At 70.8% G+C, this 26952-nt stretch carries 27 protein-coding genes; 7 read left to right on the forward strand and 20 right to left on the reverse strand.

Annotation, left to right across the window (positions count from 1 at the left end; translation table 11 throughout):
• Positions 1 to 28 precede the first annotated feature (28 nt).
• Positions 29 to 1282 carry a styrene monooxygenase/indole monooxygenase family protein gene (locus ACZ418_RS08250; protein WP_468358703.1) on the forward strand — a complete coding sequence of 418 codons (1254 nt, stop codon included), beginning with the start codon at positions 29 to 31 and terminating at the stop codon, positions 1280 to 1282.
• Between the two features lie 190 nt (positions 1283 to 1472).
• Here ACZ418_RS08250 and ACZ418_RS08255 read toward each other — a convergent pair whose 3' ends face one another.
• The 4 genes from ACZ418_RS08255 to ACZ418_RS08270 form a co-directional block, all read right to left on the reverse strand.
• Entirely contained in the window at positions 1473 to 2567 is a 1095-nt protein-coding gene (locus ACZ418_RS08255) for a C40 family peptidase (RefSeq protein ID WP_468358706.1), read from the reverse strand.
• A 124-nt stretch (positions 2568 to 2691) separates the two neighbouring features.
• Positions 2692 to 2994: a hypothetical protein gene (locus ACZ418_RS08260; protein ID WP_468358709.1), complete on the reverse strand. Its 303-nt coding sequence runs from the start codon at positions 2992 to 2994 to the stop codon at positions 2692 to 2694.
• A 10-nt stretch (positions 2995 to 3004) separates the two neighbouring features.
• The gene (locus ACZ418_RS08265; protein WP_468358712.1) at positions 3005 to 3658 is read right to left on the reverse strand and encodes a TetR/AcrR family transcriptional regulator; all 654 of its coding nucleotides are present in this window, start codon (positions 3656 to 3658) and stop codon (positions 3005 to 3007) included.
• Positions 3659 to 3783: 125 nt separating this feature from the next.
• On the reverse strand, positions 3784 to 4722 hold the full coding sequence (locus ACZ418_RS08270) for an AurF N-oxygenase family protein (protein ID WP_468358715.1): 939 nt from the start codon (positions 4720 to 4722) through the stop codon (positions 3784 to 3786).
• A gap of 123 nt (positions 4723 to 4845) precedes the next feature.
• Between ACZ418_RS08270 and ACZ418_RS08275 the strand changes: the two genes are divergently transcribed.
• Both ACZ418_RS08275 and ACZ418_RS08280 read left to right on the forward strand, forming a co-directional pair.
• Complete coding sequence (locus ACZ418_RS08275) at positions 4846 to 5955, forward strand: ferritin-like domain-containing protein (RefSeq protein ID WP_468358718.1); 1110 nt, start codon at positions 4846 to 4848, stop codon at positions 5953 to 5955.
• A gap of 82 nt (positions 5956 to 6037) precedes the next feature.
• A complete protein-coding gene (locus ACZ418_RS08280; RefSeq protein WP_468358952.1) occupies positions 6038 to 6901 on the forward strand; it encodes a hypothetical protein in 864 nt (287 codons plus the stop codon).
• A 23-nt stretch (positions 6902 to 6924) separates the two neighbouring features.
• On the opposite strand, the gene ACZ418_RS08285 is transcribed toward ACZ418_RS08280, so the two are convergent.
• The 5 genes from ACZ418_RS08285 to ACZ418_RS08305 all read right to left on the reverse strand — a co-directional run bounded on the left by ACZ418_RS08285 (position 6925) and on the right by ACZ418_RS08305 (position 12465).
• Positions 6925 to 8382 (reverse strand): penicillin-binding transpeptidase domain-containing protein, encoded by a 1458-nt coding sequence (locus ACZ418_RS08285; protein ID WP_468358955.1) that lies wholly within the window; start codon positions 8380 to 8382, stop codon positions 6925 to 6927.
• Positions 8383 to 8405: 23 nt separating this feature from the next.
• Positions 8406 to 9767: an FtsW/RodA/SpoVE family cell cycle protein gene (locus ACZ418_RS08290; RefSeq protein WP_468358721.1), complete on the reverse strand. Its 1362-nt coding sequence runs from the start codon at positions 9765 to 9767 to the stop codon at positions 8406 to 8408.
• Positions 9768 to 9838: 71 nt separating this feature from the next.
• Positions 9839 to 11089, reverse strand: coding sequence for an ATP-binding protein (locus ACZ418_RS08295; protein WP_468358725.1), 1251 nt, complete (start codon positions 11087 to 11089; stop codon positions 9839 to 9841).
• Positions 11086 to 11832, reverse strand: coding sequence for a hypothetical protein (locus ACZ418_RS08300; RefSeq protein WP_468358728.1), 747 nt, complete (start codon positions 11830 to 11832; stop codon positions 11086 to 11088). Before ACZ418_RS08300 ends, ACZ418_RS08295 begins: the two co-directional genes overlap by 4 nt.
• Before the next feature lie 123 nt (positions 11833 to 11955).
• Positions 11956 to 12465 (reverse strand): protein-tyrosine phosphatase family protein, encoded by a 510-nt coding sequence (locus tag ACZ418_RS08305; protein WP_468358730.1) that lies wholly within the window; start codon positions 12463 to 12465, stop codon positions 11956 to 11958.
• A gap of 100 nt (positions 12466 to 12565) precedes the next feature.
• Here ACZ418_RS08305 and ACZ418_RS08310 point away from each other — a divergent pair, with 100 nt between their 5' ends.
• On the forward strand, positions 12566 to 13369 hold the full coding sequence (locus ACZ418_RS08310) for an NERD domain-containing protein (protein WP_468358733.1): 804 nt from the start codon (positions 12566 to 12568) through the stop codon (positions 13367 to 13369).
• A gap of 1 nt (position 13370) precedes the next feature.
• Here ACZ418_RS08310 and ligD read toward each other — a convergent pair whose 3' ends face one another.
• Complete coding sequence (gene ligD / locus ACZ418_RS08315; RefSeq protein ID WP_468358736.1) at positions 13371 to 14258, reverse strand: non-homologous end-joining DNA ligase; 888 nt, start codon at positions 14256 to 14258, stop codon at positions 13371 to 13373.
• 73 nt (positions 14259 to 14331) lie between these two features.
• Here ligD and ku point away from each other — a divergent pair, with 73 nt between their 5' ends.
• The 3 genes from ku (at position 14332) to ACZ418_RS08330 (ending at position 17294) form a co-directional block, all read left to right on the forward strand.
• The gene (ku, locus tag ACZ418_RS08320; protein WP_468358739.1) at positions 14332 to 15378 is read left to right on the forward strand and encodes a non-homologous end joining protein Ku; all 1047 of its coding nucleotides are present in this window, start codon (positions 14332 to 14334) and stop codon (positions 15376 to 15378) included.
• A 106-nt stretch (positions 15379 to 15484) separates the two neighbouring features.
• Positions 15485 to 16309 (forward strand): SDR family NAD(P)-dependent oxidoreductase, encoded by an 825-nt coding sequence (locus tag ACZ418_RS08325; protein ID WP_468358742.1) that lies wholly within the window; start codon positions 15485 to 15487, stop codon positions 16307 to 16309.
• Between the two features lie 127 nt (positions 16310 to 16436).
• On the forward strand, positions 16437 to 17294 hold the full coding sequence (locus ACZ418_RS08330; protein ID WP_468358745.1) for an SCO6745 family protein: 858 nt from the start codon (positions 16437 to 16439) through the stop codon (positions 17292 to 17294).
• Positions 17295 to 17419: 125 nt separating this feature from the next.
• Here the strand turns inward: ACZ418_RS08330 and ACZ418_RS08335 are convergent, their stop codons facing one another.
• The 10 genes from ACZ418_RS08335 to ACZ418_RS08380 all read right to left on the reverse strand — a co-directional run bounded on the left by ACZ418_RS08335 (position 17420) and on the right by ACZ418_RS08380 (position 26941).
• Entirely contained in the window at positions 17420 to 18157 is a 738-nt protein-coding gene (locus ACZ418_RS08335) for a PIG-L deacetylase family protein (RefSeq protein WP_468358748.1), read from the reverse strand.
• 26 nt (positions 18158 to 18183) lie between these two features.
• Positions 18184 to 19197, reverse strand: a complete 1014-nt coding sequence (locus ACZ418_RS08340) for a ParB/RepB/Spo0J family partition protein (protein WP_468358751.1) — start codon at positions 19195 to 19197, stop codon at positions 18184 to 18186.
• 1 nt (position 19198) lies between these two features.
• Positions 19199 to 20725 (reverse strand): long-chain-fatty-acid--CoA ligase, encoded by a 1527-nt coding sequence (locus tag ACZ418_RS08345; protein WP_468358754.1) that lies wholly within the window; start codon positions 20723 to 20725, stop codon positions 19199 to 19201.
• A complete protein-coding gene (hemA, locus tag ACZ418_RS08350) occupies positions 20722 to 21969 on the reverse strand; it encodes a 5-aminolevulinate synthase (RefSeq protein WP_468358757.1) in 1248 nt (415 codons plus the stop codon). Before hemA ends, ACZ418_RS08345 begins: the two co-directional genes overlap by 4 nt.
• A gap of 40 nt (positions 21970 to 22009) precedes the next feature.
• Positions 22010 to 23590 carry a class I adenylate-forming enzyme family protein gene (locus tag ACZ418_RS08355; RefSeq protein WP_468358760.1) on the reverse strand — a complete coding sequence of 527 codons (1581 nt, stop codon included), beginning with the start codon at positions 23588 to 23590 and terminating at the stop codon, positions 22010 to 22012.
• Positions 23591 to 23747: 157 nt separating this feature from the next.
• Positions 23748 to 24575, reverse strand: a complete 828-nt coding sequence (locus ACZ418_RS08360) for a class I SAM-dependent methyltransferase (RefSeq protein WP_468358763.1) — start codon at positions 24573 to 24575, stop codon at positions 23748 to 23750.
• Positions 24576 to 24599: 24 nt separating this feature from the next.
• Entirely contained in the window at positions 24600 to 24839 is a 240-nt protein-coding gene (locus ACZ418_RS08365; RefSeq protein WP_468358766.1) for a phosphopantetheine-binding protein, read from the reverse strand.
• Positions 24820 to 25236 carry a holo-ACP synthase gene (locus ACZ418_RS08370; RefSeq protein ID WP_468358768.1) on the reverse strand — a complete coding sequence of 139 codons (417 nt, stop codon included), beginning with the start codon at positions 25234 to 25236 and terminating at the stop codon, positions 24820 to 24822. Before ACZ418_RS08370 ends, ACZ418_RS08365 begins: the two co-directional genes overlap by 20 nt.
• Complete coding sequence (locus tag ACZ418_RS08375; RefSeq protein WP_468358770.1) at positions 25233 to 26075, reverse strand: class-II aminoacyl-tRNA synthetase family protein; 843 nt, start codon at positions 26073 to 26075, stop codon at positions 25233 to 25235. The genes ACZ418_RS08370 and ACZ418_RS08375 overlap by 4 nt, the downstream gene beginning before the upstream one ends.
• Positions 26072 to 26941, reverse strand: a complete 870-nt coding sequence (locus tag ACZ418_RS08380) for a diiron oxygenase (RefSeq protein ID WP_468358958.1) — start codon at positions 26939 to 26941, stop codon at positions 26072 to 26074. The genes ACZ418_RS08375 and ACZ418_RS08380 overlap by 4 nt, the downstream gene beginning before the upstream one ends.
• Between the last annotated feature and the right edge of the window lie 11 nt (positions 26942 to 26952).

The raw sequence follows: 26952 nt of genomic DNA on the forward strand, positions 1-26952 counted from the left end.
GCAGTACCCGTTAGGAGTCCCCACCCGCATGCGGAAGATACTCGTCGTCGGAGCCGGCCAGTCCGGTCTCCAGCTCGCCCTCGGCCTGCAGTCGCACGGTTACGAGGTCACCCTGATGTCGAACCGGACCGCGGACGAGATCCGCACCGGCCGGGTCATGTCGACGCAGTGCATGTTCCACACGGCACTGCAGCACGAGCGCGATCTCCAGCTGAACTTCTGGGAGTCCCAGGCCCCGAAGATCGAAGGACTCGGCGTCTCGGTCGCGGCCCCCGGCTCGCACGACCCGGGCCCCACGCAGCGGGCGATCGACTGGGTGGGCAAGCTGGACGGGTACGCGCAGTCCGTCGACCAGCGGGTGAAGATGGCCGGCTGGATGGAGACCTTCGCCCAGCGCGGCGGCCAGCTGGTCATCCACGGCGCGGCGGTCGGCGACCTCGACTATTTCTCCCGTACGTACGACCTCGTCCTGGTCTCGGCGGGCAAGGGCGAGCTGGTCCAGATGTTCGGCCGCGACGCCTCGCGCTCCCCGTACAGCGAGCCGCAGCGCGCGCTCGCGGTGGCGTACGTCCACGGTCTCGGCCCCCGCCCGGAGCACCCCGACTTCAATGCCGTCCGCTGCAACCTGGTCCCCGGCGTCGGCGAGCTGTTCGTGATGCCGACGCTCACCACCTCCGGCCCGGCCGACATCCTGTTCTGGGAGGGCATACCCGGCGGCCCGCTCGACGTCTTCAACGGCGTCAAGGACCCGGCGGAGCACCTCTCCCTGACCCTGGAACTCATGGAGAAGTTCACGCCCTGGGAGTACGCGCGGGCGACCAAGGTCGAACTGACGGACGCGGGCGGCACGCTGGCCGGCCGCTACGCCCCCACGGTCCGCAACCCGATCGGCCGCCTCCCCGGCGGCGGTCTCGTCCTGGGCGTCGCGGACGTGGTCGTGGCCAACGACCCGATCACCGGCCAGGGCTCGAACTCGGCGTCCAAGTGCGCGGCGTCGTACCTCGCCTCCATCCTGGAGCAGGGTGAGAAGCCGTTCGACGAGGAGTGGATGCAGGCCACGTTCGACCGGTACTGGAACACCGCGCAGCACGTCACCAAGTGGACGAACGCGATGCTCATGCCGCCGCCGGAGCACATCCTGAACCTCATCGGCGCGGCCGGCCAGCTCCAGCCGGTGGCCGACCGCTTCGCCAACGCCTTCAACGACCCGTCCGACTTCGAGAACTTCTTCTACGAGCCGGAGAAGACAGCCGCCTACCTGGCCTCGGTCGCCGGCGCCTGACGGGCCCCTGACCTGGGCTCTCACGGCCCCGGCTGTACCGGGGCCGCTGGGGGTCCGTCGGCGGCCGACTACGTCCAGCCAGTCGTGTCCCGGGAGACGGGGGGCAATCCCCGCTCTCGGCGGGCGGCAGCCAGGAACTCTCGCTCAGCGGCCCGGAGCGCCTGGATATCGAGTAGCTGCTGACAGAGGCCTACTTGTCTTCGGCGGCGGAGTCCTGAGCGTCCGGTCGTACGGCACCGAGTACCGGATAGGACGCCAGCGGTGACAGCTGGACGTTCGCTCCGGGTCTCGGTGCCTGTACGACCTTGCCGTCGCCCACGTACATCGCCACGTGGGTCGCGTCCGGGAAGTACACCACCAGGTCACCGGGGCGGAGGTCGCCGAGCGGGATCCGCTTCAGGCGCCGCCACTGCTCCTGGCTGGTGCGGGGGATGGATCTGCCCGCGTATTGCCAGGCCTCGGCGGTGAGGCCCGAGCAGTCGTAGGACTCGGGGCCCTCCGCGCCCCAGACGTACGGTTTGCCGAGCTGATACAGGGCATAGCGGACCGCGAGGGCGCCCTCGGGGGAGGCGGGGCGGTTCGCGGGGAGGGAGCCCGCGGTGGCGAGCTTGTGCTGGGCCTCGGTGACGCCCCGCTGTTCCAGCGCGGCGACCGCGGCCAGCTGGGCCGGGGTGAGGGAGGCCAGCAGGCGTTCCACGTCGGCCAGCCTCTTCTGCACGTCGTCGCGCTGCTTCTGCCGCTGGTCGGCGAGGGTGAGCTGGGTGTCCAGCGCCTTGCGGGCCGCCCGGGCCAGGACGTCGCTCCGCTTCTCCGTGGTGGTCAGCCGGTTCACCGTACGGGCCTGCGCGCGGACCAGCTCGCCGATGACATGGCCCTCGTCCAGCGCGTGCTGCGGATCGGGCGAGAGGAGCACGCGGACGTACGGGCCGAGGCCGTCGGTGCTCTGGTACTGCCGGCGGGCCAGTCGGCCGGCATCGGTCCGGCTGTCCTGCAGGGCGAGGCGGGTGCGGGCGAGTTCGCCGTCGAGGCGGGCCACCGCGGCACGCTGACGTTTCAGCTTCTCTGCGGTGGCGTTGTAGGTCTCGGTGGCCTTTTCGGCCTGGCGGTACAGCTGCTGAAGGGACGTCAGCAGCTGGGACACCGACCGCTGCGGACCCGCTCCGGGCCGCTGCGGACCCGCACCGGTCGGCTGCGGGTCCGGTGCGGCCGCGGCGGGGGCGGGCACGAGGACGGCCTGGGCCGCCAGCGCGGTCGTACAGGCCAGGCGCAGAAGCATCCCTGACACGTCATCACCTCGGGTGCGGGGAGGGAGTCCCGGCGGGCGGGCTGGTCGCCTCCTATCGCACCGCGATAATCAGATGTATCCGTGGGGGACGCGCTCCCGGCGTGCGCGGTTCGGCGCAGGCCTGTCACTCCTTCGTGTCGTCCGGCTCGCCGGGCGGCATGGCGGCCGGCTTCGACCAGGGCCACCGGAGCTTTCCGCCGGAGGTGTCGTCCGGGTCGTACTGGTACTTCCACCCCTGGATCAGGCCCAGCCGCCTGCTGTGTCCGCGCGGCACCCGGCGGTAGACCAGTACCGTGGGCGGTCCGCCGTCCGGGTCCGGGACGGGGATGCGGTACGTCTTCGGGGGGTGCCCGGTGGGCCCGACCAGGACCGGCAGCACGCGTCCGTCCATGGGGCCGCCCTCGAAGGGGGTGTCCTGACTCTTCACGGCTTCAGTCTCAGCCTTCCGCGCCGAGTGCGCTGACGAGGGCGGCGGTCTGCGGGTCCCGGGCCGCGGTGACCGTGAGTACGGCCACGAACTGCTCCACCAGCCAGGCGCGCAGCTCCTCGACCGGGGGCTGTTTGTCCTCGTCCAGCCAGATCAGCGAGGCCGCCTCCACGGCCGTGATCCAGGTCCGGACGGTCATGCGCAGCCGGGGGCCGGGTTCGGCGACACCGAGGTGGCTGTAGATGTGCTCCGCGGCGGCCCGCCGCACCCCGTCCACGATGGCCGTGGTCCGCGAGGTCTCCACCACGCTCCCGCCCTGGAGCAGCGCGCTGAAGCCGGTGTCGTGCTCGTCGACGAAGCTCAGATAGCGGTCCAGGGCGCGGGACAGGCGGGGCAGCAGGGGGCCCTCGCGGGGCTCGTCGAAGCACAGCTGGAGTTCGTCGGCGGCCGAGCGCAGCGCGGCCTCGTACAGCTGCTGCTTGCCGCCCGGGAAGTACCGGTACACCAGGGGTCGCGACACTCCGGCGGCCTCCGCCACGTCGTCCAGCGACACGTCCTCGGGGGCGCGGTGAGCGAAGAGGTTCAGGGCGGCGGCGAGGAGCTGGCTTCGCCGCTCCTCGACGCTCAGGCGGCGGTAGGCGGGGGTGGCGGCGGACGGGGTCATGGCCGTCAGCGTAATCGCTCCGCTCGGGGCCGTCCCTCGTCCGCCGGTCCGTTGTGGCTGGTCGCGCCCACGCGGCGGGGCCGTATGCCGATACGGCCCCGGGCCCCTCGGGCCGGCCCGCTCGCCTAGGCCAAGAGGCCGGACGACCTCCACAGCCGCCGCCCCATCCCCCGCAGCACCCCGATCTCGTCCAGGAAGTCCGTCAACCGCTTCGCCCCCGTCTGCATGACTTCCCGGCGATGCCCGCTCGCCTTGACCTGGGCCATCGCCTCCCGCTTGTCCAGGCCCACGTTCGTGTAGACCTCGGGGTTCACGAAGGCGACCGAGAACACCCGGGCGAACTCGCCGGACGTGACCCGGGTGAACTCCTGCGACCACTTCGGCGCCGTCACCATCTGGCGCCGCAGTTCCTCACGGGCGTACCGGACGTGCCGTGCCTCCTCGACCACGTGGATGCGCGTCACGCCACGGATCAGCGGCTGGACCCGCTCGTCCGGGAACGTCAGCCGCTGCATCCAGTCCAGGACCTCCTCGCCGAGGAGGGTGGCGGTGAAGGAACCCGGGGTCGTGGAGATGGTCTTGAACAGGCGGCCGAGGTTCTGGTGGACCTTGCTGACCGGGTACCAGGGCGTGCCGCCGTGCGAGATCAGGCGGGCGAACATCTTGGAGTGCCGGCACTCGTCCTCGATCTCGGTGAGGGCGTAGCGGACGTGCGCGCTCGTCGCCGCCTTGTCGTAGATGTGCCGGACCAGCAGCTGCATCAGGATGATCTCGAACCAGATGCCGAGCGAGGCCAGTGCCGCCGCCTCGTGCTGGGAGAGCAGGATCCGCTGCTCCTCGCTCATCCGCTGCCACATCGGCGTGTCGTAGAGCGAGACCAGTTCCGGCGGCCAGAACCACTTGCCCTCTTCGAAGGGCGCGTCCCAGTCCAGCTCCTTGTCCGGGTCGAAGGAGTGCTTGGCGGAGGAGGCGAGCAGCCGTTCGGCCACCTGCTCCCGGTCCTTGAGCAGGCCGAGCGCATCGCGCAGACCGTCCAGCGCGTCCGCTTCCGTCAGGGTCGTCATGGCTCCCTCACCTCGTTACCGGGGGTACGTCGTCACGGCTCTTATGAGACTGCCTGTCAGCAAGCCCGTCAATCCCTTGCACGTGACTTGTTGACTTCGCGTCTACGTGTGAGCCTGCGAGGTATGCCGACCCATGACCTGTACGCCAATGACCCCGGCGACCCCCTCTGGCAGGTGCCCGCGAGCGGTTCCGCCCGGTTCAGCTGGGAGTACGACGACGGCCGTGAACGCCTGCTCGCCCTGTACCAGAAGGGCAAGGACAAGCAGTGGGACGGGCAGCAGCGCATCGACTGGGACCTGGAGGTCGACCCGTACGACGCGCTCGGCACGCCCGAGGAGGCCATGTCCCTGTACGGCACCAAGTACTGGGACAAGATGACCGAAAAGGACAAGGGTGAGCTGCGGCGGCACTACGCCTCCTGGCAGTTCAGCCAGTTCCTGCACGGCGAGCAGGGCGCGATGATCTGCGCGGCGCGGATCGTGGAGTCGGTGCCCGACCTGGACGCCAAGTTCTACTCCGCGACCCAGACCATGGACGAGGCCCGGCACGCCGAGATCTACGGCCGGTTCCTGCACGAGAAGATCGGGCTCGTCTACCCGATCAACGACAATCTGCAGTCGCTGCTCGGCGACACGCTCCGCGACAGCCGCTGGGACATGCCGTACCTGGGCATGCAGGTCCTCATCGAGGGGCTGGCGCTGGCCGCCTTCGGGATGATCCGGGACACCACCGACAAGCCGCTGCCCAAGCAGATCCTGACCTACGTCATGCAGGACGAGGCCCGGCACGTGGCCTTCGGCCGGCTGGCCCTGAGGGACTACTACAAGCAGCTCACCGACGCCGAACTGCGCGAGCGCGAGGAGTTCGTCATCGAGGGCTGCTATCTCATGCGCGACCGGCTCCGGGGCGTGGAGGTCCTGGAGAACTTCGGCATCCCCAAGGCCGAGGCGGAGGCGCTGAGCGAGCGCTCCGAGTTCCTCCAGCTGTTCCGCAAGCTGCTGTTCAGCCGCATCGTGCCCTGCGTCAAGGACATCGGGCTGTGGGGCAAGCGGCTCCAGCAGGCCTATGTGGACATGGGCGTGTTCGAGATGGGGGACGCCAACCTCGATCTGCTGATGGCCCAGGACGAGGAACTCGCCGAGCAGTTGGACGCCCAGCGCTTCGCCGCCGAGGAGCGGGAGCGGATCGCGGAGGTCCAGGAGGCGATCGAGTCGGGGGCGGGGGAGAGCTGAGGCGGCGCGGCGCCGAGGCGGGCGCACAGCCGGAGCGGCTGTCGGGCCGTTCACCCCGGTGCAGTAGCGTGCGGGCGTGTCCATGCCTCCGCCCCCGCAGCAGCCGTACCCGAACGGCCAGCCGTACCCCAACGGCCCCCAGCAGCCGCCGAACCCCTACGGCCCGCCCCCGCAGGCCGCCCCGGGTCCGTACGGCCCGCAGCCCCCGCAGGCCGCCCCCGGCCCGTACGGCTACCCGCCGCAGGCGCAGTACCCACCCCAGCCCGGGTACCCCCAGCAGCCGTACCCGGGCTGGGGCGTGCCGCCGATGGCGCCGCTGCCGAAGAAGCGGCGGGTCGGGCTGATCCTCGGGATCGTGGGCGGCGCCGTGATGGCGGTCGTCGTGGTGCTCGCCCTGATCGGGATGGCGGTCGAGAGCGGCTTCCCCGAGGCGAAGAACAAGCTCACGCTCCCCCAGACCTTGCTCGACGGCAAGTACCGGCTCGCCAAGGACCTCTCCGCCACCGACGGCAAGAAGATCGAGGACGAGGCCGACGGCGCCTGGGACGCCAAGGACACCCACGGAGTCGTCGGCACCTACGCCCTGGGCGGTGACGCCGCCAAGGGCAACGTGGTGGTGTCGGGCATGTACGGCCGGTTCAAGAACGCCGACCTGGTCCGCCGGGGGGCGATGAAGGGCTTCGCCCATGGCGGTAGCAACCCTGAACTGGCGGTCTCCCCCAAGGAGTTCCACCTGCAGATGACGATCAGCTGCGAAGTCGTGACCCAGGAGCAGGCGGGCACGAAGATCACCATCCCCGCGTGCGTCTGGGCCGACGGCAACACCAGCGCCACCGTGGCCTTCGTGGACACGCCGCACGCCTCGCAGAACCCGTCGGACGTCGATCTCGCGGCGCTCGCCAGGCAGACCGTCCGGATCCGCTCCGAGGCCGTCGCGCCGATCTGAACTCCGGCCCCCTCGGCCGGTGCTCACCGGCCGAGGACCGCCCGCATCACGTCCCGCGCGATCGGTGCCGCGTCGTCGCCGCCGCTGATCTCGCCCCGGTTCGCCGAGGCGTCCTCGACCACCACCGCGACCGCCACCTGCGGATCCAGGGAGTTGTCGGCCTGCGCCCAGGAGACGAACCAGGCGTACGGCACACCGGAGTTGCCGACGCCGTGCTGCGCGGTGCCGCTCTTGCCGCCGACCAGGGCGCCGGGGATGGCCGCCCGGGTGCCGGTGCCCTCCCGGACCACATCGGCCATCAGCTCCTTCAGCTGCTCGGCCGTGGAGGGGTTGATCACCTGCCGCACCGGATGCGCCCCGCTCCCGGCCACCGTCTCCCCGCTGTGCCGGGTCGTCCGGTCCACCAGGTACGGCGTCCGCAGCTGCCCGCGGTCCGCGACGGCCGCCGCGACCATCGCCATCTGCAGGGGCGTGGCCCGCGTGTTGTACTGCCCGATCGAGGACAGCGCCAGCTGCGCCCGGTCCACATGCGGGTCGAAGGTGCTGGGCGCGACGGAGAAGGGGATGCGCAGCCCGGGGTCGTCGAACCCGAACGCCCGCGCCGTGGCCACCATGTTCTGCACCCCGACGTCCACGCCCAGCTTGGCGAAGACCGTGTTGCAGGACCACTCGAAGGCCGACCGCAGCGAGGCGTCCCGGCAGCCGTCGCCCTCGTTGGTCAGCCGGGTCGTGGTGCCGGGCAGCCGGTAGGGGTCGGGGGAGTCGGTGCGCGCGTCCAGGTCCGTGACCCGGCCCGCGTCCAGCGCCGCCGCCGCGGTGACCACCTTGAACGTCGACCCCGGCGGATAGGTCTGCCGTACCGCCCGGTTGAGCATCGGCTTCTCCGGGTCGTGGTTGAGCCGCGCCCACGCCGAGGCCACCGCCTCGCCGTTGCCGGACAGCACCCCGGGGTCGTACGACGGACTCGACACCAGCGCCAGGACGCGGCCCGTGGCCGGCTCGATCGCGGCCACCGCGCCCTTGCGCCCGGCCAGCCCCCGGTACGCCGCCTGCTGCGCGGCCCGGTTCAGCGTGGTGACGACGTTCCCGGCCGGAGCGAGCCCGCGCGTCATGTCGTTCCACAGCGGCAGCGGCGCCAGCACCGGATCCGTGCCGGAGAGCACCCCGTCCCCGGCGTGCTCCAGGAACGTGGTGCCGTACGACTGCGAGGAGAAGCCGGTGACCGGCGCGTACAACGGGCCGTCCTTGTAGGAGCGTTCGTAGCGCAGCTGCTCTCCGGTGTCCACGGAGCCGGTGACCGGCTGGTCGCCGACCAGGATGTTGCCGCGCGGATGGCCGTAACGGGCGATCTCGGCGCGCCGGTTGGCCGGGTTGCCGTCGTAGACCCCGGACTGCACCACCTGCACCCGGGCCGCGTTCACCAGCAGGGCCGCCAGCAGCAGCGCGCAGAACCCGCAGGCGTGTCGGATGTAGCGCCCCATCGGCCGCCCGCCGCCGTAGTCGCTCACGCCGCCTCCTGCCCGTCGTACTGGCTGCGCGCCGAGTCGCTCACCCGGATCAGCAGCGCCACGATCGCCCAGTTGGTGACCACCGAGGAGCCGCCCTGGGCGAGGAAGGGCATCGCCATGCCGGTCAGCGGGATCAGCCCGGTGACCCCGCCCGCGATCACGAACACCTGGAGCGCCAGGATCGAGGCCAGCCCGACCGCGAGCAGCCGGCCGAAGGGCTCGCGCAGGGCGAGGCCCGCCCGGTAACCCCGTTCCACCAGCAGCGCGTACAGTACGAAGATCGCGGCGAGCCCCGCGAGCCCCAGCTCCTCGCCCGCCGTGGCCAGGATGAAGTCCGACTTGACGGCGAAGCCGATGAGGACGGAGTGCCCGAGCCCGAGCCCGGTGCCCAGCACTCCGCCGGCGGCGAAGGCGAACAGCGACTGGGAGAGCTGGTTCGGTCCCCGCCCGGCCTCGATGGTGGCGAACGGATGCAGCCAGTCCTCGATCCGCTGGTGCACATGCGGCTCCGTCCGCCCTACGGCCACCGCACCGAGGAGGGCGAGCAGCAGCCCGACCGCGATCCAGCCCGTCCGCCCCGTGGCGACGTACAGCAGCACCACGAACAGCGCGAAGAACAGCAGCGAGGTGCCCAGGTCCCGCTCCAGGACCAGCACTCCGACGCTGAGCAGCCAGATCGTCAGGATCGGCCCGAGCACCCGCCCGGTCGGGAACTGCAGCCGCCACAGCCGGCGGCCCGTGTACGCGAGCGCGTTGCGGTTGGCGGCCAGATAGGCGGCGAAGAACACCGCGAGCAGCACCTTCGCGAACTCGCCGGGCTGGATGGAGAATCCGGCGATCCGGATCCAGATCCGGGCGCCGTTGATCGCCGGGAACAGGATCGGCAGCGCGAGCAGCCCGAGCGCGGCGGCCACGCAGAGGTAGGCGTACCGCTGGAGCACCCGGTGGTCGCGCAGCACCAGCACGACACCGATGAACAGCGCGATGCCGAGCGTGGACCACACCAGCTGGGCCGGGGCCGCCTGTTTGTTCGGGGTCTCCCGGTCCAGCCGGTAGATCAGGACCAGCCCCAGCCCGTTGAGCAGCACCCCGATCGGCAGGAACAACGGGTCGGCGTACGGCGCCCGGATGCGCACCGCGAGATGCGCGCACAGCGCGAGCCCGGCGAGCCCGGCGCCGTAACCGGCCGCGCCGGGCGGGACGGTACCGGTCCGGGCCAGACCCACCGCGCAGTAGCCGTAGACGGACAGCAGCACGGCCAGCACGATCAGGGCGAGTTCGATGCCACGACGCCGGGGGAGGCGTACGACGGGTGCGGGAGCCTGCTTGGCCGCCACGGTGGTTCCGGCCTTGGTCATGCCCGGAACCTACCCAAACGGGACGTCTTGTGTGCTGTGCCCGCCGGTGCCAGCGTGGCGTGAGGTGCGCTTTACCGCGCCTCGACCACCGGCAGGATCAACGTGGCAACGGCCCCGCCGTCCACCGCGTTGCCGAAGAACAACCGCGCCCCCAGGACCTCCGCCTGCCCCACGGCGATGGTCAGCCCCAGCCCGTGCCCGGTCGCCCCACCCTCCGTACGGAACCGCTGCGGCCCATGAGCCACCAGATAGTCCGGGTACCCGGCCCCGTGATCACGTACGGTCACCATGGCCCCGTTCACCGTCAGAACCACCGGCGGCGCCCCGTGCTTGTGCGCGTTCGCCACCAGGTTCCCGAGCACCCGCTCCAGCCGCCGCCGGTCGGTCTCCACCCGGGCGTCGGCCAGGACGCGCACCTCCGTGTCGGTGCCGGAGGCCCGTACCACCCGCCGGGCCAGCGCCCCCAGCTCCTCGATGTCCACCGCCGGCTTCTCCCGCCCGGTGTCCAGCCGGGAGATCTCCAGCAGGTCCTCGGTGAGGGTGCGCAGCGCCGCCACCCGGTCCCGCACCAGCTCCGTCGGCCGGCCCGGAGGCAACAGCTCGGCCGCCGCGTGCAGTCCGGTCAGCGGGGTGCGCAGCTCGTGCGCCACGTCCGCGGTGAACCGCTGCTCGCTCAGCAGCTTGCTCTGCAGGCTCGACGCCATGGAGTCCAGCGCCGCCGCCACCGCGGCCACCTCGTCCTGCGGGCGGGACGGATCCTTCGTACGGGGGTCGTCGACCCGCGCGTCCAGGTCTCCCGCGCTGATCCGCCGGGCCACCCGGGCCGTGCCGTGCAGCCGCCGGGTCACCCGGGTCACCGCGAACACGCCGACCAGCACCGTCGCCCCGATCGCGAGCGCCGACGACCACAGGATCGAGTTGTCGAGCCCGTTGATGGTGCGGGACTGCTGCGAATAGTCGACCGCCACGGCGAGCGCCCGGTGCCCGGCCACCGGGCCCGCCGCCCACATGGTCGGGTGTCCGTCGTGCTGGGAGACCATGGTGCCGCGCCGGCCGGCCGCCGCGAGGGCGCGCAGCGGCGCGGGCAGCCCCTCGGGGTCCACCCCGGCGTTCGGCAGCAGCGTGTCCCCGGCCTCGTACGCCTCGGTGGCGTCCGCGAGGCGGGACAGGGCCCTGCTGCGGGCCTGGCCGACGGTCTGGTTGGTCACCGAGACATGCACCAGGACGCCGAGCAGCGCGGCCAGCGCACAGCACATCACGGTGATGAACGCGGCCGCCTTCACGGCGAGCGGCCCGGCCCAGCGGGGCAGTGCGAGCCTCATCGCGCGCTCGCCGAGGAGGGGGCGGACGGGGAGGCGGACGGCGAGGGGGAGGGCTTCTTGGCGTGCCGGCCCTTTCCGGTGTGCAGGTACTCGTCGCGGGAGAACACCATCGCGCGCTGCCCCGGATCCCACACCCAGGTCGTGCGGTACTCGTAGCCGGAGATGTCGGCCGGCGAGCGCTCGATCAGTGACCGGCCGGCCAGCTCCACGCCGAGGATCGCATCGTTGTCGGCCAGTACCTGCACCAGCTTGTGCTTCTCGACGGTGTAGACCCGCACGCCCGTCTGGTTGGTCGGGTAGAGCCGGAAGCCGAGCGTCATGTCGTCCCGGCCGTCGCCGGTGAGGTCCCGGTAGTACGGCTTCAGCAGCGGGCAGCGGGCCTGGTCGCCGCCCGGCCGGCAGTCCTTCAGCCGGTCCACGGTCGCGTGGTACGGCCCCTTCGACCCGTAGTCGTCCGGATGCGCCCTGACCTCGGCCTCGACCACCGCCACCGGGTCCACCTTGCGGATGTCGTCGCCGGGGACCGTGATGCCCTTGACGACGCTCCTGGTCGCCACGTCGTAGCTGTACGCCGGGCTGGACGCCGGACGCAGGTCCGGCCAGAGCTTGGCGGGGCTGACGGCGGCCGGGGTGGTGCCCGCGCCCCGCAGCCCGCCGGTGTCCCCGCAGGCCACCGCAGTCACCGACAGCAGGGCGACGGCGGCCACGGTGAGGGCGGTGCGCGCGGGACGGCGGGCTGGCACGGTGCTCCTGGGGTGTCGGGGTCGGTCGGGGCCCGTACACCTTATTCGTAGACGCGGAAACTTCTTATGTAAGTCGTACGTAAGTCCTTTTTGCGCCCGTGGGGGTGGGTGCTGGGAGAGAGGCTACTCGGCCAGCTCCTCCAGCAGCCGTACCGTCGACAGGCCCGCGCGCAGGTACTCCACGAACAGCTCGTTGTGCAGCGCCCACGCCGAGCGCCGGGCCCGGATCAGCCGGATCACCTCGTCCGGCGCGGCATGCCCCCGCTGGACCAGCGCGTGCGCGACGACCAGACCCGAGCGGTTGTACCCGTGATAGCAGCGCACGAGCACCCGGCGCCCGGCGTCCAGCGCCTCGTTCGCCGCCCGGGCCAGCCGGATCACCCCGGCGAGCTGCGTCCCGTCCAGCGGGCCGTCCGGTATCGGCCACACATGGTGCTCGACCCCCGGATCGGGGCCGTACCCCGGCAGCCGCAGCAGCGTCTGCACCACATCGAACTCATCACGTACGACGGCGAGCTCCGGCCGTCCCGAGCGGCCCCGGAACTCGTGCCCGCCCATCCACAGGCCGGGCACGATCTCGTTCCACGGGCTCTCCGGAGCCGGTACGTCGGGCTGCTTCCCGCGGATCCGCAACGGCGCCTCCCCAACTCCCCCAACCCGGGCCGACCTCCACGGTAACCGGTCTTGCCCCGGGAGCACCCCGCCTGTTCCCATGGTCGAGGGGTGATGGCGCATGAGCGCACTGCGCGTGGTGCCGGCCTATCGGCACGGCCGGGAACGGCTGTACGTCTGCCGCCCGGACGGAAGCAATGTCGCCTGGTACGACCGTGAGACGGGCCGGGTCAACCTGCTCGGCGAGGACAGCCGGGACGACGTACTCCAGGCCCTGAAGCCGTTCCTGACCGGCCCGGTGACCGTCGGCCCGCCGCCGGTGCCGACCCCCGCGGAACTCGCCCGGCTGACCCTGCACCCCGACGACGACCTGGCGCCCAACCGCCCCGGCGAGGCCCTGCTCGTCGCCCTCGACCGCGACCCCGGCCCCGCCCACCGGCTGCGCCCCGACCCGCGCCGGCGCGCCCTGGCCGCCGAGGAGACCGTCGGCACGGCCCTGGACGGCCTGGAGGGGGCCGGCTGGCACACCCTGCACTCCATAGACCTGCCCGGCGGCGACCGCATCCACCATCTGCTCCTCGGCCCCGGCGGCCTGTTCGCCCTGCACGCCCTGTACGCCCGCAGGGCCCGGGTCCTGGTCGCCGACCCGATGGTCACCGTCGGCCGCCGCGAGGCGGAGCCGCTGCTGCGCCGGCTGCGTTCCGTCGCCGACCGGGCCTCCTACGCCCTGACCGCCGAGGTCCGCCCGGTACTGGCCCTGGCGGGCCCGGCCGAGGTGACGGTGACCGTCCCGCCGCGCTCGGTACGGATCCTCCAGGACACCGAGCTGGCGGGCCTGGCCCGGTTCGGCGGGGTGCTGAAGCCGGCGGACGTGGAGGCGCTGCACGGGATGGCGCGGGACCGGAACACGTGGGGGAGGGTGTAGCTCAGGGGAGCGGGGCCGCCCTCTCCGGGTCCAGCATGGGTGCCATCAGGTCACCGAGGTCCTGCAGCCGCGGCGCGATGTCCTCCGCCTGGAACTCCAGCTGAGCCGGGTCGCGGCAGTCGGCGACCTCCTCCCAGGTCACCGGCGCGGACACCAGCGGGGCCCGGCGGGCGCGCAGCGTGTAGGGGGTCGCCGTGGTCTTGCGGGCCGCGTTCTGGCTCCAGTCGACGAACACCTTCCCCGGCCTGAGACTCTTCGTCATCCGGTGCACCACCAGCCGGGGCATCGCCCGCTCGGCCTCCACGGCCAGCGCCTTCGCGTACTCGCTGGTGCGCTCGGCGGACGAGCCCCGCACGGCGGCCAGCAGGTGCAGCCCCTTCGACCCGGCCGTCTTCGGGTATGCCTCGATGCCGTCCGCCGCGAGCCGCTCGCGCAGCCACAGGGCCACCTGACAGCAGTGGACGACGGTCGCGGGCGCGCCCGGGTCGAGGTCGAAGACCAGCCGGTCGGCCTCGTCCGGGGTCTGCACCAGCCACTGATGGGTGTGGAACTCGGTGACGAGGTTCGCCGCCCAGACGAGGCTCGCCAGATCCTGCAGCACCACCATCCGAGCCGGACTGTCCGCCGAGGAACGCGGCACCTCGGCGGTGGTGACCCACTCGGGCGTACCCGGCGGAACGTTCTTGGTGAAGAACCGCTGCCCCTCCGGTCCGTCCGGATAGCGCAGGAAGGACACGGCCCGGTCGCGCAGGTGCGGCAGCAGCACATCGGCGCTGGTCGCGTAGTAGTGCACCAGCTCCGCCTTGGTGAAGCCGGTCTCCGGATACAGCACCTTCTCCAGGTTGCTGAGCGCGACCCGCCGCCCCTCCACCTCTGTGATAGGCGTCATACGATGACAATCCCAGACAAACCACTGAAACCGGCGGAATCCCGGTGGACTCGGCAGAGGAAGGGTGCGGCACGTGCGATCCATCTGGAACGGGGCCATCTCCTTCGGGCTCGTCAGCATCCCGATCAAGCTGGTGAACGCCACGGAGAGCCACTCGATCTCCTTCCGCCAGATCCACACCGAGGACAACGGCCGCATCCGCTACCGCAAGGTGTGCGAGCTGGAGGACCGCGAGGTCAGCCAGGCCGAGATCGGCAAGGGGTACGAGGACGCGGACGGCACGATCATCCCGATCAGCGACGACGACCTCTCCCACCTGCCGATCCCGACCGCCCGCACGATCGAGATCGTGGCCTTCGTGCCGGTCGACCGGATCGACCCGCTCCAGATGGGCGCGGCGTACTACCTGGCAGCCGGCGGCGCCCCCGCGGCCAAGCCGTACACCCTGCTCCGCGAGGCCCTGAAACGCAGCAACAAGGTGGCCATCGCCAAGTACGCCCTGCGCGGCCGCGAACGCCTCGGCATGCTCCGGGTGGTCGGCGACGCCATCGCCATGCACGGCCTGCTGTGGCCGGACGAGGTCCGCGCCCCCGAGGGCGTCGCCCCCGACGCCCACGTCACCATCCGTGACAAGGAACTCGACCTCGCCGACGCCCTGATGGACACCCTCGGCGAGGTCGACCTGGAAGACCTCCATGACGAGTACCGGGCGGCCCTGGAGGAGGTCATCGCCGCGAAGGCCTCCGGCGAGGCCCCGCCTCAGGCCCCGGCCCCGGCCGCCGGCGGCAAGGTGCTGGACCTGATGGCCGCGCTGGAGAACAGCGTGCGGGCGGCCCGGGAGTCCCGCGGCGAGGCGCCCGCCGAGGGCGAGGTCAGACCCCTGTCGAGGAGAGCCGCACCCAAGGCGGCGGGCGGCAAGAAGTCCACGTCCACGGCGAAGAGGACGGCCACCGCGAAGAAGGCGGAGCCTGCGCGCAAGTCGACGTCCAAGGCGGCTCAGGGGGCGAAGAAGGCGGCGGCGACGAAGAGCACGGCGGCGAAGGCGGCGAAGAAGACGGAGGCGAAGACAGCCACCAAGACAGCCGCCAAGAAGACCGCGTCCCGCAAGCGCACGGCCTGAGTTCGGCACTTCCTTCTGTTCGAGCACAACGACGTGAACGCATCGACAGAATCGCGGAGCGCCGTTACCGTCGGGCCAAATACCGTACGCCATGAAGGAAGGCACCTTGTCTGAACTTGGGAGCGTCGGCGCGGGACAGGTCGCTCTGGTGACGGGAGCGGCCCGCGGAATTGGTCGGCAGATCGCCCTCACGTTGTCCAAGCACGGTTATCGCCTGGGTCTTGTGGACAAGCTGTCGGACGAGCTATCGGTCACCGCGGAACACATCGAACGGATGGGCGGCGAGGTCGTCACGGTAACCGGAGACGTCACGAATCCGGTGAATGTCGAGCATTGCTGCGACACCGTGGAGAAATGCTTCGAACGCGTCGACGTCCTGGTCAACAACGCCGGTTACGCGGGAAGATTCGGCTGTTTCGCCGAGTCGGATCCGGACGACTGGTGGGAGGTCATGGCGACCAATGTGCGGGGGCCCATGCTGTTCTGCCGCCGGCTGGTCCCGTCCATGCTGGACCGCGGCCACGGGTACGTGATCAACATCAACACCCGGGTGGCGACCCGGGACGACTCGGTGGCCACCTTCAGCGCGTTGGCCACGTCCAAGGCGGCCCTGGCCCGCTTCAGCGGCGCCCTCGCGCACGAGACCGCCGGCCGCGGCGTCGTGGTCCTCGACATCAACCCCGGCATGGTGCGCACCGCGATGACCGAGGCGCGCCCGGACTACCACGAGATACCGGACAAGGCGTTCCTGCCGGTGACGGTTTCCGCGAAGATGGTGGCCGCCCTGGTGTCCGGGCGGTACGACATGCTGCACGGCCGATTCGTCCATGCCCGCGACGACCTCGACGAACTGGCCCGGCGCGTCGCGGAGAACCCGCGGGCCCGTGTCCTCGGGATCGGCACCACCGGCCCCGGCGATCCGGTGGGATAACGGAATTCCAGAAAGGCAGGCACCGGCGAACGGAAAGCGTTCGCCGGTGCCTTCTTTTATTGCCGTGCAATGTTTGTGTCGGCCGTTGGGGTGACAATTCAAAAGAACTGAAGTTAGTGTGCTGCTCATGGATGACACGCAGATCGGTCAGGCGATGCGTCAGCTCCAGATATTCGCGGCCATGGTGTATTTCGCGCCGGAATACGACGAAGAGCTGGGCGCGGCGGGGCTGGAACCCGGATTGATGTGCTATCTCGGAGGCAGGGCGGCGCCGCTGGGCGCGGTGCCCGCATCGGTGGTGCATGCGACGTTCTACAACTTCAATCCGGAACGGGTCCGGGAGAATGTTCCGAGGGCATGGGAGCTGGCCACCCCGGCGAAGCTCGTCGAGGCCCGTCTCGTCGCGGCGGACCGCGCGCTGACGCGCATGCTGGGTTCCGACGCGCTCGGTTCGCCCCGTGTCGCCGAGGCCGCCGGACTCGCGCGCCGCGCCGCGATGAGCGCGGACACCGAGGGACGCCCGCTGGCCGCCTCCCACCAGGAGCTGGAGTGGCCGGACGAGCCGCACATGGTGCTGTGGCAGGGGCTGGCCATCCTGCGGGAACACCGCGGTGACGGGCACATCGCCGCCCTGGTCGACGCCGGCCTCGGTGGGCTGCAGTCGATGGTCAGCCACTCCGCGACCCGCGCCGGCTTCCTGCCGTCGTTCGCGCAGTCCCACCGTGGCTGGTCGCAGGAGCAGTGGAACGCCGCGGTGGAGGAGCTGCGGGTGCGCGGCGTGGTGGACGCGGACGGGGCCATCACCGAGCAGGGTGCCGCGCTGCGCGCCCGGGTGGAGGCCGCAACCGATCGGCTGGCGGCCCCGCCGTGGCGGGCGCTGGGCGACGCGGGAACGCAGCGGCTGGTCGAGGTCGGCTCCGAGCTGTCCAGGGCCTTGGTGGCGGCGGGCTGCCTGCCGGCCGAAGGGGTGTTCTTCCCGCGCTGACCGGCAGCCGAGCCCGTGAGAGGACGAGGACGGAAAAGCGGACGGAAAAGCGGACGAAAAAGGAGTTCGCCGTGGCGGGCGGGACACCCGGAGCCACGGCGAACTCCCCTCGGAACCGGAGAAGGTCAGTCCTCGGCGGTGAACCTGATCACCTCGAAGGACGTCGCCAGCTTGCTGCCGAACTTGGTGCCCGCGCGCCGGCCCAGGGACTCCAGGAACTCCGCCGGGTCGAAGTCGGCCCGGCCGAGGCCCTTGACATAGGCCTCGTGGGCCTGCAGCGAGGCCACACCGCGCGAGAAGGACTCGGTGACGTCGACCCCGTGCTCGGCCAGCGGGGAGTGCGCGGCCCAGAGCTGCCGTACGCCGCCCCATGGCTCCAGGCCCTCGTCGAGCAGGTCCGTGAAGACCCAGCGGTTGGCGGCATCCCGGACGGCGTCGAGAATCGCCCGCCCCGTGGCGATGTGGTCGGCATGATTGAGCGGGGCGTGTTCCCGGCCCAGCTCCTCGGCGTCCCAGGTGTCACGGAGGTTGTTGGTCACCACGATCTCCGGACGGCGGATGCGGATCTCCCGGGCGATGGCCCGCCGCAGCGGCAACCCGTACTCCAGGACACCGTCCGGAAACCCGAGGAACTCCACGGCGTCGACACCGACGATCGCGGCGGACGCGCGCTGTTCGGCCTCCCGGACCGCCCTCGCCTCCTCCGGCGGTATTCCGTCGATGCCCGCCTCGCCGCTGGTCACCAGGCAGTAGGTCAGCTTCTTGCCCTGCGCGGTCCAGCGGGCGATCGCGGAGGCGGCCCCGTACTCCAGGTCGTCCGGGTGCGCGACGATCGCCAGACCCGTCTGCCAGTTCTCGGTCATCGGCGCGAGCCTCTTGAAGGGCGGCGTCACCATTCGCTTCCTCTCTTCTCGGGTATCGGCCAGGAGTCACCGGACGGGTCGCGCAGCCTCCTCGACAGCACGTACCACCCCTCGGCGTAGACCTCCGCGAGGTCCGCGATCCGGTCCCGGCAGTGCGGCGGGGAGTGGCGGAGCAGGGCATCACATCGCTCACGGCTGAGCACCGTCGCATGCAACAGGCGCAGCAGGTCGCGGCCCGCCTCGGACGATCTGAGGGCCGGATCCCGCCGCAGATTGCGCAGCACGCTGTGCGGATCGGGTGCCGGGTGCTGGCGGCCCGGTGTGCGGGGACGCGGCACGCCCCGCAGGCCTCCGGAGCGCGCCGCCCCCGCCGGCACCGGGTCCTCCCCGCGCGCCATCCGCCTGCGGACGTCCAGGACGGTCGCCGGGGAGATGCCCACCGCGCCGGCCACCTGCCGCAGGGACGCGCCGGGCTCCAGTGCGAGCAGCCGGGCCGCGAGCCTGCGCCGGTCGGCGCCGTCGACGGGCCGCCTGCGCCGGTCGGCGCCGATGCGCGTGTTCGACTGCGGATTTTCCGGATTCGTGCGACGCAGCCTGGCCACCGTCTTGTCGGAGAGACCGGCGCAGTGCCCGATGGACCGGTCCGACCGGTCAGGGAACATCGTGATCAGCCGGGCGGCCGCCGCCTTGCGCTCGGAAAGGGACAGCGGCAGCCCATGGGCCCGGTTGGCCTCGACCGACAGCTGGAAGGCTTCCTCCGGGCTTCCGTCGAAGAACCGGGCCCTGATCGTGCGTTCGCCGCGCAGCAGCGCCGCCCGGCATCGGTGCAGGCCGTCGACGACGGTCATCGACGGCCGATGAACGATGATCGGTGGCAACGACTCCGCGGCGACTTCCGCCAGGGCCCGGGTGTGTTCGACGTCCTCCTCCGGGAAGCGAGGTGAGCAGCCGAACCTGAGCTCGTGCAGGCCGACTTCCACCGTGCCGGACTGACACGATCCCTTCGATGTGTTGTGCGCGATCTGCACGCGAGCCCCCATGTCACGAATAGCGTTGCACCAGAAGGCGTTTGAGTACCTTGCCGCTGGGGCCGGTGGGCAGGGAGTCGGTGAATTCGACACGGCGCGGGTACTTGTAGCCGGCCAGGCGGTCCCGGCTCCAGGCGACGATGTCGGCAGCCAGCGCCGCGTCCTTCGTGAACGCCGGGCGGGCGATGACGACCGCGCAGATCTCTTCCCCCAGCCGGTCGTCCGGAAGTCCGATCACCGCGGCCTGGCCGACGGCGGGGTGCCGCAGCAGCACCTCCTCGACCTCACGGGGATAGACGTTGTATCCGCCGCGGAGGACGACGTCCTTCTTCCGGTCGACCAGCCGTAGGTACCCGTCCGCCTCCAGCACGCCCAGATCACCCGAGCGGAACCAGCCGTCGACGAGGACGGCGGCCGTCTCCTTGGGCAGGCCGAGATATCCGGACATCACGTTGTGGCCCCGGATCACCACCTCGCCGACGTCGCCCGCGGGCAGCAACTCGATGCGGTCCTCGAGTCCGGCACGGGTGATGCCGACCTCGACACCGGCGATCGGTGTGCCCACCGTGCCCGGCCGCGTGATCGATCCCGGCTGGTTGTAGGCGACGCACGGGGAGGTCTCGGTCAGCCCGTACCCCTCGTACACCTGGCAGCCCAGCGTCTCCTCGACCCGTTTCAGCACCGGCACCGGCAGTGCCGAACCGCCGCTGTACGCCCGGTGCAGCCGCGGCGCGGGCGCGCCGTTCGCCACCGCCTCCAACAGTGCGTGATACATCGTCGGCACGCCCATGAACACGGTGCAGCCGTGCTCGGCCATCAGCGTGAGCGCGCTGTCCGCCGTGAACCTGGGCATCAGCACCACGGTCGCGCCGACGTGGAAGGCCACGCCCATGACACAGGTCTGGCCGAAGGTGTGGGACAGCGGAAGACTGCACAGCAGGACGTCGTCGGGGCGGACGTCGAACGGGGACACCGCAGTCACCTCGATGTTGGTGACGATGTTGCGGTGGGTGAGCATGGCGCCCTTGGGGCGGCCGGTGGTGCCCGAGGTGTACAGGATCGCTGCGATGTCGTCGGGTGAGGTGGGGACGTGCCCCGCGACGGGGGACGCCGGCTCGGGCGGGTCCAGCCGTACCGCTGCCCCGTTCTCCGCCCCGATCGAGAACAGCGTGACGCCGGCGGCGTCCGCCGCCCTGGCGCCCTCGTTCAGCGTGGGCCCGGCGCAGATCAGCGCGCGTGCGCCACTGTCGGCGAGCACGAACTCGATCTCCTCGGCCCGCAGTTGCACGTTCATCGGGACCACGGTGGCGCCCAGGGCGAGCGTGCCGTAGTAGGCGACGGGGAACCGAGGGGTGTTGGGCAGCAGCAGGGCGACCCGGTCACCCGGCCCGATCCCGTGCCGGCGCAGCTCGGCGGCACAGGTGCGTGCCTGCTCCCACAGCAGCCGGTAGGTGACGGAGGTGGATTCGAAGATCACCGCCGGCGCGGCCGGCCGCCGTGCCGCTGTGTCGGCGAGCACGGCGGCCAGTGGTCGGGTCACACCACTTCCTTCACGGCCGAGGACGCTCCGCCGCGCATGGAGGCGGTCGGGATGCCGAGGTCGCGCCAGATCCCGGCGAGCGCCTCCGCGAACTCCTTCACATCCGTCATGGTATGGGTCGCCGACGGTGCGATCCGCAGCAGCTCGTCACCCGCGCGCACACTGGGCGCGTTGATGGCCTGCACATACATGCCATGCCGGTCGAGCAGCAGCGCCGAGGCCTGCTTGCACAGCGCGTCGTCGCCGACCATCGCCGAGACGATGTGCGAGTCGGCGGACTTGAACGGGATGCCGGCGTCCTGCAGCAGACGATGCAGCAGCCGGGCGTTCTCGGCGAGCCGCTGCCGCTCCACCTCCGATCCGCGCAGGTGCCGTACCGCCGCGAGCGCGCCCGCCGCCGTGGCCGGCGGCATGGAGGTGGTGAAGACGAACGCGCGCGACGCGGTCCTGACGTAATCGACCAGTGCGTTCGGCCCGGCGATGTAGCCGCCCACCGTCCCGAGCCCCTTGGCGAGGGTGCCCATGACGATGTCGAAGCGGTCGGCGATGCCCTCGCGTGCCGCGATGCCCGCGCCCTCCGGCCCGTACATGCCGATCGCGTGCACCTCGTCGAGGAACGTGGTCGCACCGAAACGCTCCGCCAGATCGGCGATCTCGGCGAGCGGGGCGATGTCGCCCGACATCGAGTAGACCGACTCCAGCACGATCAGTTTCGGTAACTCCGGGTCCGTCTCGGCGAGCAGCCGGGCCAGATGCCCGACGTCGTTGTGCCGGAATATCCGCTTGGTCGCGCCACTGTGCCGCAGCCCGTCGATGATCGAGGCATGGTTCAGCTCGTCGGAGAAGACCACGGTGTCGGCCGGCGTGCCCGCCAGCACCGTCAGCGCACCGTCGTTGGCGGTGTAGCCGGACGAGAACAGCAGCGCCGACTCCTTGCCGTGCCAGTCGGCGAGCTCCTGTTCCAACTCGACGTGACAGTGGTTCGTGCCGCCGATGTTGCGCGAACCACCCGACCCGGCACCGAACCTGGCCACGGCATTGTGCACCGCGGCCAGCACCATCGGATGCTGCCCCATGCCGAGGTAGTCGTTGCTGCACCACACGCTCACCTCGGTGTCCCCTTCGGGGACCCGCGCCGTGGCGCTCGGGAAGTTCCCGGCCTGCCTGCCGATCTCGAGAAACGTACGGGTCTGCGTCTGTGCCGGGGTGATCTCGGTCCTGAAGTAATCCAGATGTGTGGGCATGGTTCTCCACATCGTCGATAGGGATGGATCCTGCCTGCCGTCAGGCGTGTGACGCGTGTTCCAGCCGCAGGCGTGGTTTGTCGGGCTTGCCGGCGGCGTTCAGGGGGACCTCGTCGAGGACGAGCACCTGTTCCGGAACGTGCGCCGGCGAGAGGATGTTGCCCAGGTGGGTGCGCACCGCGCCGACATCCACGGAGGCACCCGGGCGAAGGGTGATCGCGGCGTGCAGATGCTCCAGGCCGTCCTGGCCCAGGAAGCCGTACACGACGGCCTGCGCGATCCCCGGAAGCGTCAGCATCGCGCGCTCGACCACCGTGGGATACACCTTGACCCCGTCGATCTTGACCATGTCGGCGATCCGGTCCAGCAGATGGAGATAGCCGTGCTCGTCGCGGTAGCCGATGTCACCGGTGTGATACCAGCCGTCGCGCAGCACCTTCGCCGTGAGCACCTCGTCGAGGTAGCCGTCCATGACGTGCGGGGACCGGACCCGCACCTCGCCGGTCTGCCCGTCGGGCAGCGGAGCGCCCGTTTCCAGATCGCAGATGCCGATCTCGACACCGGGGAACGGCCGGCCCACCGTCGCCAGCAGCTCCGGGTCGGTGTGTTCCCGCGGTGCCAGAAAACTGATCCTGGCGCTCTCGGAGGTGCCGTACTGCTGGAACAGGCTGGTACCGAACAGCTTCACGGCCTCGGCGAGCCGGGCCGGAGCAGCCGGGCTTCCGGCGTAGTCGAGGCGGCGCAGGCCGGTCAGCCCGGCGGCCACCGGATCGCACAGCCCCAGCTCCTCCAGGTGATCGAGCAGCCGGTACAGATGACTCGTCGCCATGAACGTCCGGGTCACCGAGTGCTCCTTCACCGCACCGAGCCAGGCGTCCGGCGTGAACTCCTCCAACAGCACCAGCCGGCCGCCGTCGATCAGCGCCGCATCGGCCAACTGCGCCACGGTCTGACTCAGCGGTGTGCCGACCAGCGCCGTGATCTGCTCGGCCTCCCGGCCCTGGGCGATGGTGCCGTACACCACGCTGTCCCAGGACCGGCGCGACTTCCTGATCCCCTTGGGCCGCCCGGTACTGCCGCTGGTGAACGCCACGGCCGCCAGGTCCTCCGGTGACCACGGCACGACGTCGCCCGGACCCGGGTCGTCGCTCGGGGTGACCTCCCGCGCCCCGGGTACGGCGGGGCCGATCAGCGGAACACCGGCCAGCCGCGCGAGCTCGGCCGCCCGGCCGGCGCTTTCCCGATCGGCATACAGCACCGCCGCCCCGGTGCCCCGGAGAATCTCGAGCTGATCGTCGATCGACAGCATCGCCGTGCTCGACCCCGGATTGGTCGAGCGCAGATGCCCGACCGCCGCCCTGAGCAGATGGGCCGCGTGCCGCACCGCGAGTATGTCCGGGCTGTTCGACGCGGTCAGCACGCCGACGACCGTGCCGTGTCCCACCCCGGATTCGCGCAGAGCCCGGTAGATCCCGGTCACCGAGCGCTGATGCGCACCCCCGGTCGTCCAGGAACCGCGATAGTGCAGCACCGGCTTTTCCGGTTCCTTCGCGAGGGCGGACAGCAGCTCGGCCACATAGCCGCCCGCCGCCGCCCACCATTCCCCACCGTCGGTCGCCATGATGATCTCTCCCCTCCGACCCGCATTTCTTTCGCTGACAGGAAGGCCTTCGCATCGGAAACAGCATCGGAAAAACTTCGGAACAGCCGAGATCGGGCACCTCGTGGGTGGGCCAGAGAGGTGCGGAGGGACGAGGGCCCCGAGCAGACCCCCGCTCTCAGCCGCCCACGAACTCGGCGCGCACCAGCCAGCTGCGCGAGGGCCCCTTGCGCTCCCGGGGCTGGACCTCGAACGGCCAGTCCTCGTGCGCGGTGCTCGGCTCGCCGGGTTCCCTGACGTCGCGCGCCTTCCAGCCGATCGAGGCCAGATACTCCTCGGGCTCGTCGGTGCCGAACAGCCAGGGCGTGCCGTCCTCTTCGAGGTTGCGGCGGAACTCCCGGGAGAACGGGCTGCGCAGCAGCGCCTGGCTGACGAAGTCGACGCCCAGCCAGCTGCCCGGGGCCGACGCCGAGCCGAGGGTGCGCAGCAGGTTGGTCGCCTGCTCCGGGGTGAGGAAGAACATCAGCCCCTCGACGATCCACAGGGTGGGGCGGCCCCGGTCGAACCCGGCCTGCTCCAGCCGGGGCAGCCACTCCTGGCGCAGGTCCACGGCCACCTCACGGCGGGTCACCCGCGGCTGCGCGCTCAGTCCGGTCAGCCGCCGGCGCTTCTCCTCCAGCAGCGCCGGGAAATCGACCTCGTACACCGTGGCGTCGTCCGGCCAGTCCAGCCGGAACGGGCGGGTGTCCATGCCGGCTGCGACGAACACGATCTGCCGTATGCCGTCGTCCGTGAGGATCTGCCGAATGCTCTCGTCCAGGTACCGGGTGCGTATCGCGATGAACGGGATCAGCCCGCTGCCCCGGTTCTTCTCCAGCAGCTCGAATCCGCGCGGCGCTGCCAGCGCGCGGGCGTAGCGATCCGAGAAGATCGCCCGGTCCCCGCGTTCGGTCTCCAACGCCCGTGCCGCGGCAGTCCATTGGGCCGTGTACGAGACGGCTTCCATGAGATGCCTCCCTCCTGTTGCCGGTCAGGCCGCGACGAAGAACGCCTTCTCGATCGCGGCGAGAGTCTGGAAGTCCTGGATGTCGATGTTGTCGAAGTCGATCTCCACGCCGGTGGCGTTCTCGATCACGTAGACCAGCTCCACGAAGGTCAGCGAGTCGACCAGTCGGGTCTGGATCAGATTCACCTCGGCGTCGATGGCCTGCCGTTCCGGATGCCGCTTCAGGATCCAGTTGCGGACCTCGTCAATGCCCGTCGCTGCCATGTGCACTCCTGTTCTCTGGGTTGCAGGCCGTGAACGCCACCGCCACGGCACAGGGGTCGTCGTGGGTGATGCTCACCGAGATGTGCTCGATACCGGCGCGCCGGGCGAGTTCGGCGGCCCGGCCGGCCAGCCGCACCTCGGGCCAGCCGCCGTCGGCGGGCAGGATCTCGATGCCGCGCCACGGCAGGGTCTGGTCGGGCACCTGGAACAGCTTGAACACCGCCTCCTTCGCGGCCAGCCGGCCGGCGATACCCGGGATGTCCGGTCCGCGGTCGCCACGGGAGATCCGGATCTCCTCGGCGGAGAGCATCCGGGCCAGCACGGCCTCGTCGCGTACCAGGTCCCGTACGCGGCCGAACGGGACCATGTCGATGCCGACCCGGCCGGGTGCCGTCACCGGACCCTCGCGGCGGCGTCCCGAACCGCCGCCAGCGCCCTCGGCGCGCTTCCGTGCGCGTCCAGCAGCACGGCCAGCCAGCGCTCCAGCCCGAACGCCACGCAGCTGGTGAAGGCGTAGCCGTCTTCTCCGGCCAGCCGGATGCGGCAGCGTTCGCCGAAGAAGTTGCGGTGCGTGTTGACCGAGGCGATGGCCAGGTCACCGGCCTGGAACTCGTACTTGACCGGGCTGAGCCGGGACATCAGCGCCCGCGCGCCGTCCTTCTCGAAGAACGGGTCGGACGCGGCCACCCGGTTCAGGGCCAGGCCCAGCGCCGCCCCGAACCCGGTGATCCGCTCGGTGAACTCGGCCAGCACCCGCTGAGTGTGCTCGTACGAGCCCAGCGCCACGATCTCCCGCATCTGGAAGCTGGCCAGCCGGCGCAGCGGGACGTAGTGCTCCTCATTGCGGAAACACCGGTTCACCAGGGTGATCAGGGTGTCCTGGGCGAGCTCGGCGTCCTCGTGGAACAGGTAGGCGCCGAAGCAGGTGGCGTGCGGCAGGCCGAGCCGGGCCGCACGCAGGTCGTCCGGGGCGAACCGGCCGTCCGCGGGCTCGGCGGGGCCGCCCGCCAGTTCCAGCGGGGCCGCGACCAGGGCGAGGTGCGGGAAATTCGTGTAGACGTCGAACTTCTCCAGGTCCGAGACGCGGTAGACCGGCGGCGGCAGGATCTCCCGGGCACCGGCGGCCCGCCCCCAGCCGGTGAACACGCCGTCCAGCTCGTGCAGCAGATCGGTCTGGTCCGGGTCGAGAATGGCCGGCGCGTCGGTGTGTGTGGCCCGGGCGGCGTGCGCGGTCATGAGACGATCCCGATCTTCTCGAGGAATTTCGAGGTCTTGCGGAAGATGTTCTGCTCGAACTCCGCCCGCGTGGGCGATGCCAGCAGTTCGTCGCGCACGGCCAGCGGGTCGGCGAGGCCGGCGTCCCGGTAGACGTGCGGGTTGAACAGCGATTCGAAGCTGTAGGCCATGTACCGGCGCAGATAGTCGGCTATGCCGGCCAGTTCCTGCTCGGTCGCGGTCTGCTTCACCTGGGCGAAGAGCGCGGTGACCAGCTCGCGGCCGAACGCGATGTGCCGGGACTCGTCCTGGTGGTGAATCCGGTTGATGGCCCGGATGGTGTCGTGCAGCCGTTCGTCCAGGGCCATCCGGGAGTTGAAGTGGTCGACCAGCTCCTCGAAGATCAGGATGCGCGCGAAGACCAGCAGGCTCTCCACGTCCGACCTCGGGATCTCCGCGTTCGCCCCGGCCGGCTGCCGGTAGATCTTCCCGCCGTAGCGCAGGCAGAACTCGGCGAAGAACCACATGTGCTCGTTCTCCTCACCGATGAAGTGGTGGAAGAACTCCGACGGGGTCTCGAATCCCCGGGTGTGGATGCGCCGGGTGACCTCGATGAGCAGTTCCCGGATGCCGTGCACGTTCAGGCTGTAGAAGTTGATGCTCTCGAACCTGGAGAGCGCGTACAACTCCCTTTCGCTCAGCCGCTCGGCGAGCGGGGTGCCATGGGTGGTGGTCAGTTCCGGGCTCATCCACCACATGTCGTCCGGCAGGCTGTCCGGCCACTCGAACAGCCGGTAGGGGTTGTAGTAGTCGTCGATCGACTTGGTGGTCAGCCGGTCGAGTATCTCCAGGAATCGTTTGTCGGAATTGATCAGCTCGCTGACCATGGTCTGCCACT

It is taken from the genome of Streptomyces sp. NPDC030820 (assembly GCF_055572075.1).

Excerpts from the sequence above, each read along its gene's own strand:
- ACZ418_RS08280 (WP_468358952.1), top strand. The coding sequence starts at position 6,038 with ATGCCTCCGCCCCCGCAGCAGCCGTACCCGAACGGCCAGCCGTACCCC.
- ACZ418_RS08340 (WP_468358751.1), bottom strand. The coding sequence starts at position 19,197 with ATGGGGGCTCGCGTGCAGATCGCGCACAACACATCGAAGGGATCGTGT.
- ACZ418_RS08250 (WP_468358703.1), top strand. The coding sequence starts at position 29 with ATGCGGAAGATACTCGTCGTCGGAGCCGGCCAGTCCGGTCTCCAGCTC.
- hemA (WP_468358757.1), bottom strand. The coding sequence starts at position 21,969 with ATGCCCACACATCTGGATTACTTCAGGACCGAGATCACCCCGGCACAG.
- ACZ418_RS08265 (WP_468358712.1), bottom strand. The coding sequence starts at position 3,658 with ATGACCCCGTCCGCCGCCACCCCCGCCTACCGCCGCCTGAGCGTCGAG.
- ACZ418_RS08270 (WP_468358715.1), bottom strand. The coding sequence starts at position 4,722 with ATGACGACCCTGACGGAAGCGGACGCGCTGGACGGTCTGCGCGATGCG.
- ACZ418_RS08380 (WP_468358958.1), bottom strand. The coding sequence starts at position 26,941 with ATGGTCAGCGAGCTGATCAATTCCGACAAACGATTCCTGGAGATACTC.
- ACZ418_RS08375 (WP_468358770.1), bottom strand. The coding sequence starts at position 26,075 with ATGACCGCGCACGCCGCCCGGGCCACACACACCGACGCGCCGGCCATT.
- ACZ418_RS08310 (WP_468358733.1), top strand. The coding sequence starts at position 12,566 with ATGAGCGCACTGCGCGTGGTGCCGGCCTATCGGCACGGCCGGGAACGG.
- ACZ418_RS08275 (WP_468358718.1), top strand. The coding sequence starts at position 4,846 with ATGCCGACCCATGACCTGTACGCCAATGACCCCGGCGACCCCCTCTGG.
- ACZ418_RS08355 (WP_468358760.1), bottom strand. The coding sequence starts at position 23,590 with ATGGCGACCGACGGTGGGGAATGGTGGGCGGCGGCGGGCGGCTATGTG.
- ACZ418_RS08295 (WP_468358725.1), bottom strand. The coding sequence starts at position 11,089 with ATGAGGCTCGCACTGCCCCGCTGGGCCGGGCCGCTCGCCGTGAAGGCG.
- ACZ418_RS08330 (WP_468358745.1), top strand. The coding sequence starts at position 16,437 with ATGGATGACACGCAGATCGGTCAGGCGATGCGTCAGCTCCAGATATTC.
- ACZ418_RS08285 (WP_468358955.1), bottom strand. The coding sequence starts at position 8,382 with ATGGGGCGCTACATCCGACACGCCTGCGGGTTCTGCGCGCTGCTGCTG.
- ACZ418_RS08365 (WP_468358766.1), bottom strand. The coding sequence starts at position 24,839 with ATGGCAGCGACGGGCATTGACGAGGTCCGCAACTGGATCCTGAAGCGG.
- ACZ418_RS08335 (WP_468358748.1), bottom strand. The coding sequence starts at position 18,157 with ATGACCGAGAACTGGCAGACGGGTCTGGCGATCGTCGCGCACCCGGAC.
- ligD (WP_468358736.1), bottom strand. The coding sequence starts at position 14,258 with ATGACGCCTATCACAGAGGTGGAGGGGCGGCGGGTCGCGCTCAGCAAC.
- ACZ418_RS08360 (WP_468358763.1), bottom strand. The coding sequence starts at position 24,575 with ATGGAAGCCGTCTCGTACACGGCCCAATGGACTGCCGCGGCACGGGCG.
- ACZ418_RS08290 (WP_468358721.1), bottom strand. The coding sequence starts at position 9,767 with ATGACCAAGGCCGGAACCACCGTGGCGGCCAAGCAGGCTCCCGCACCC.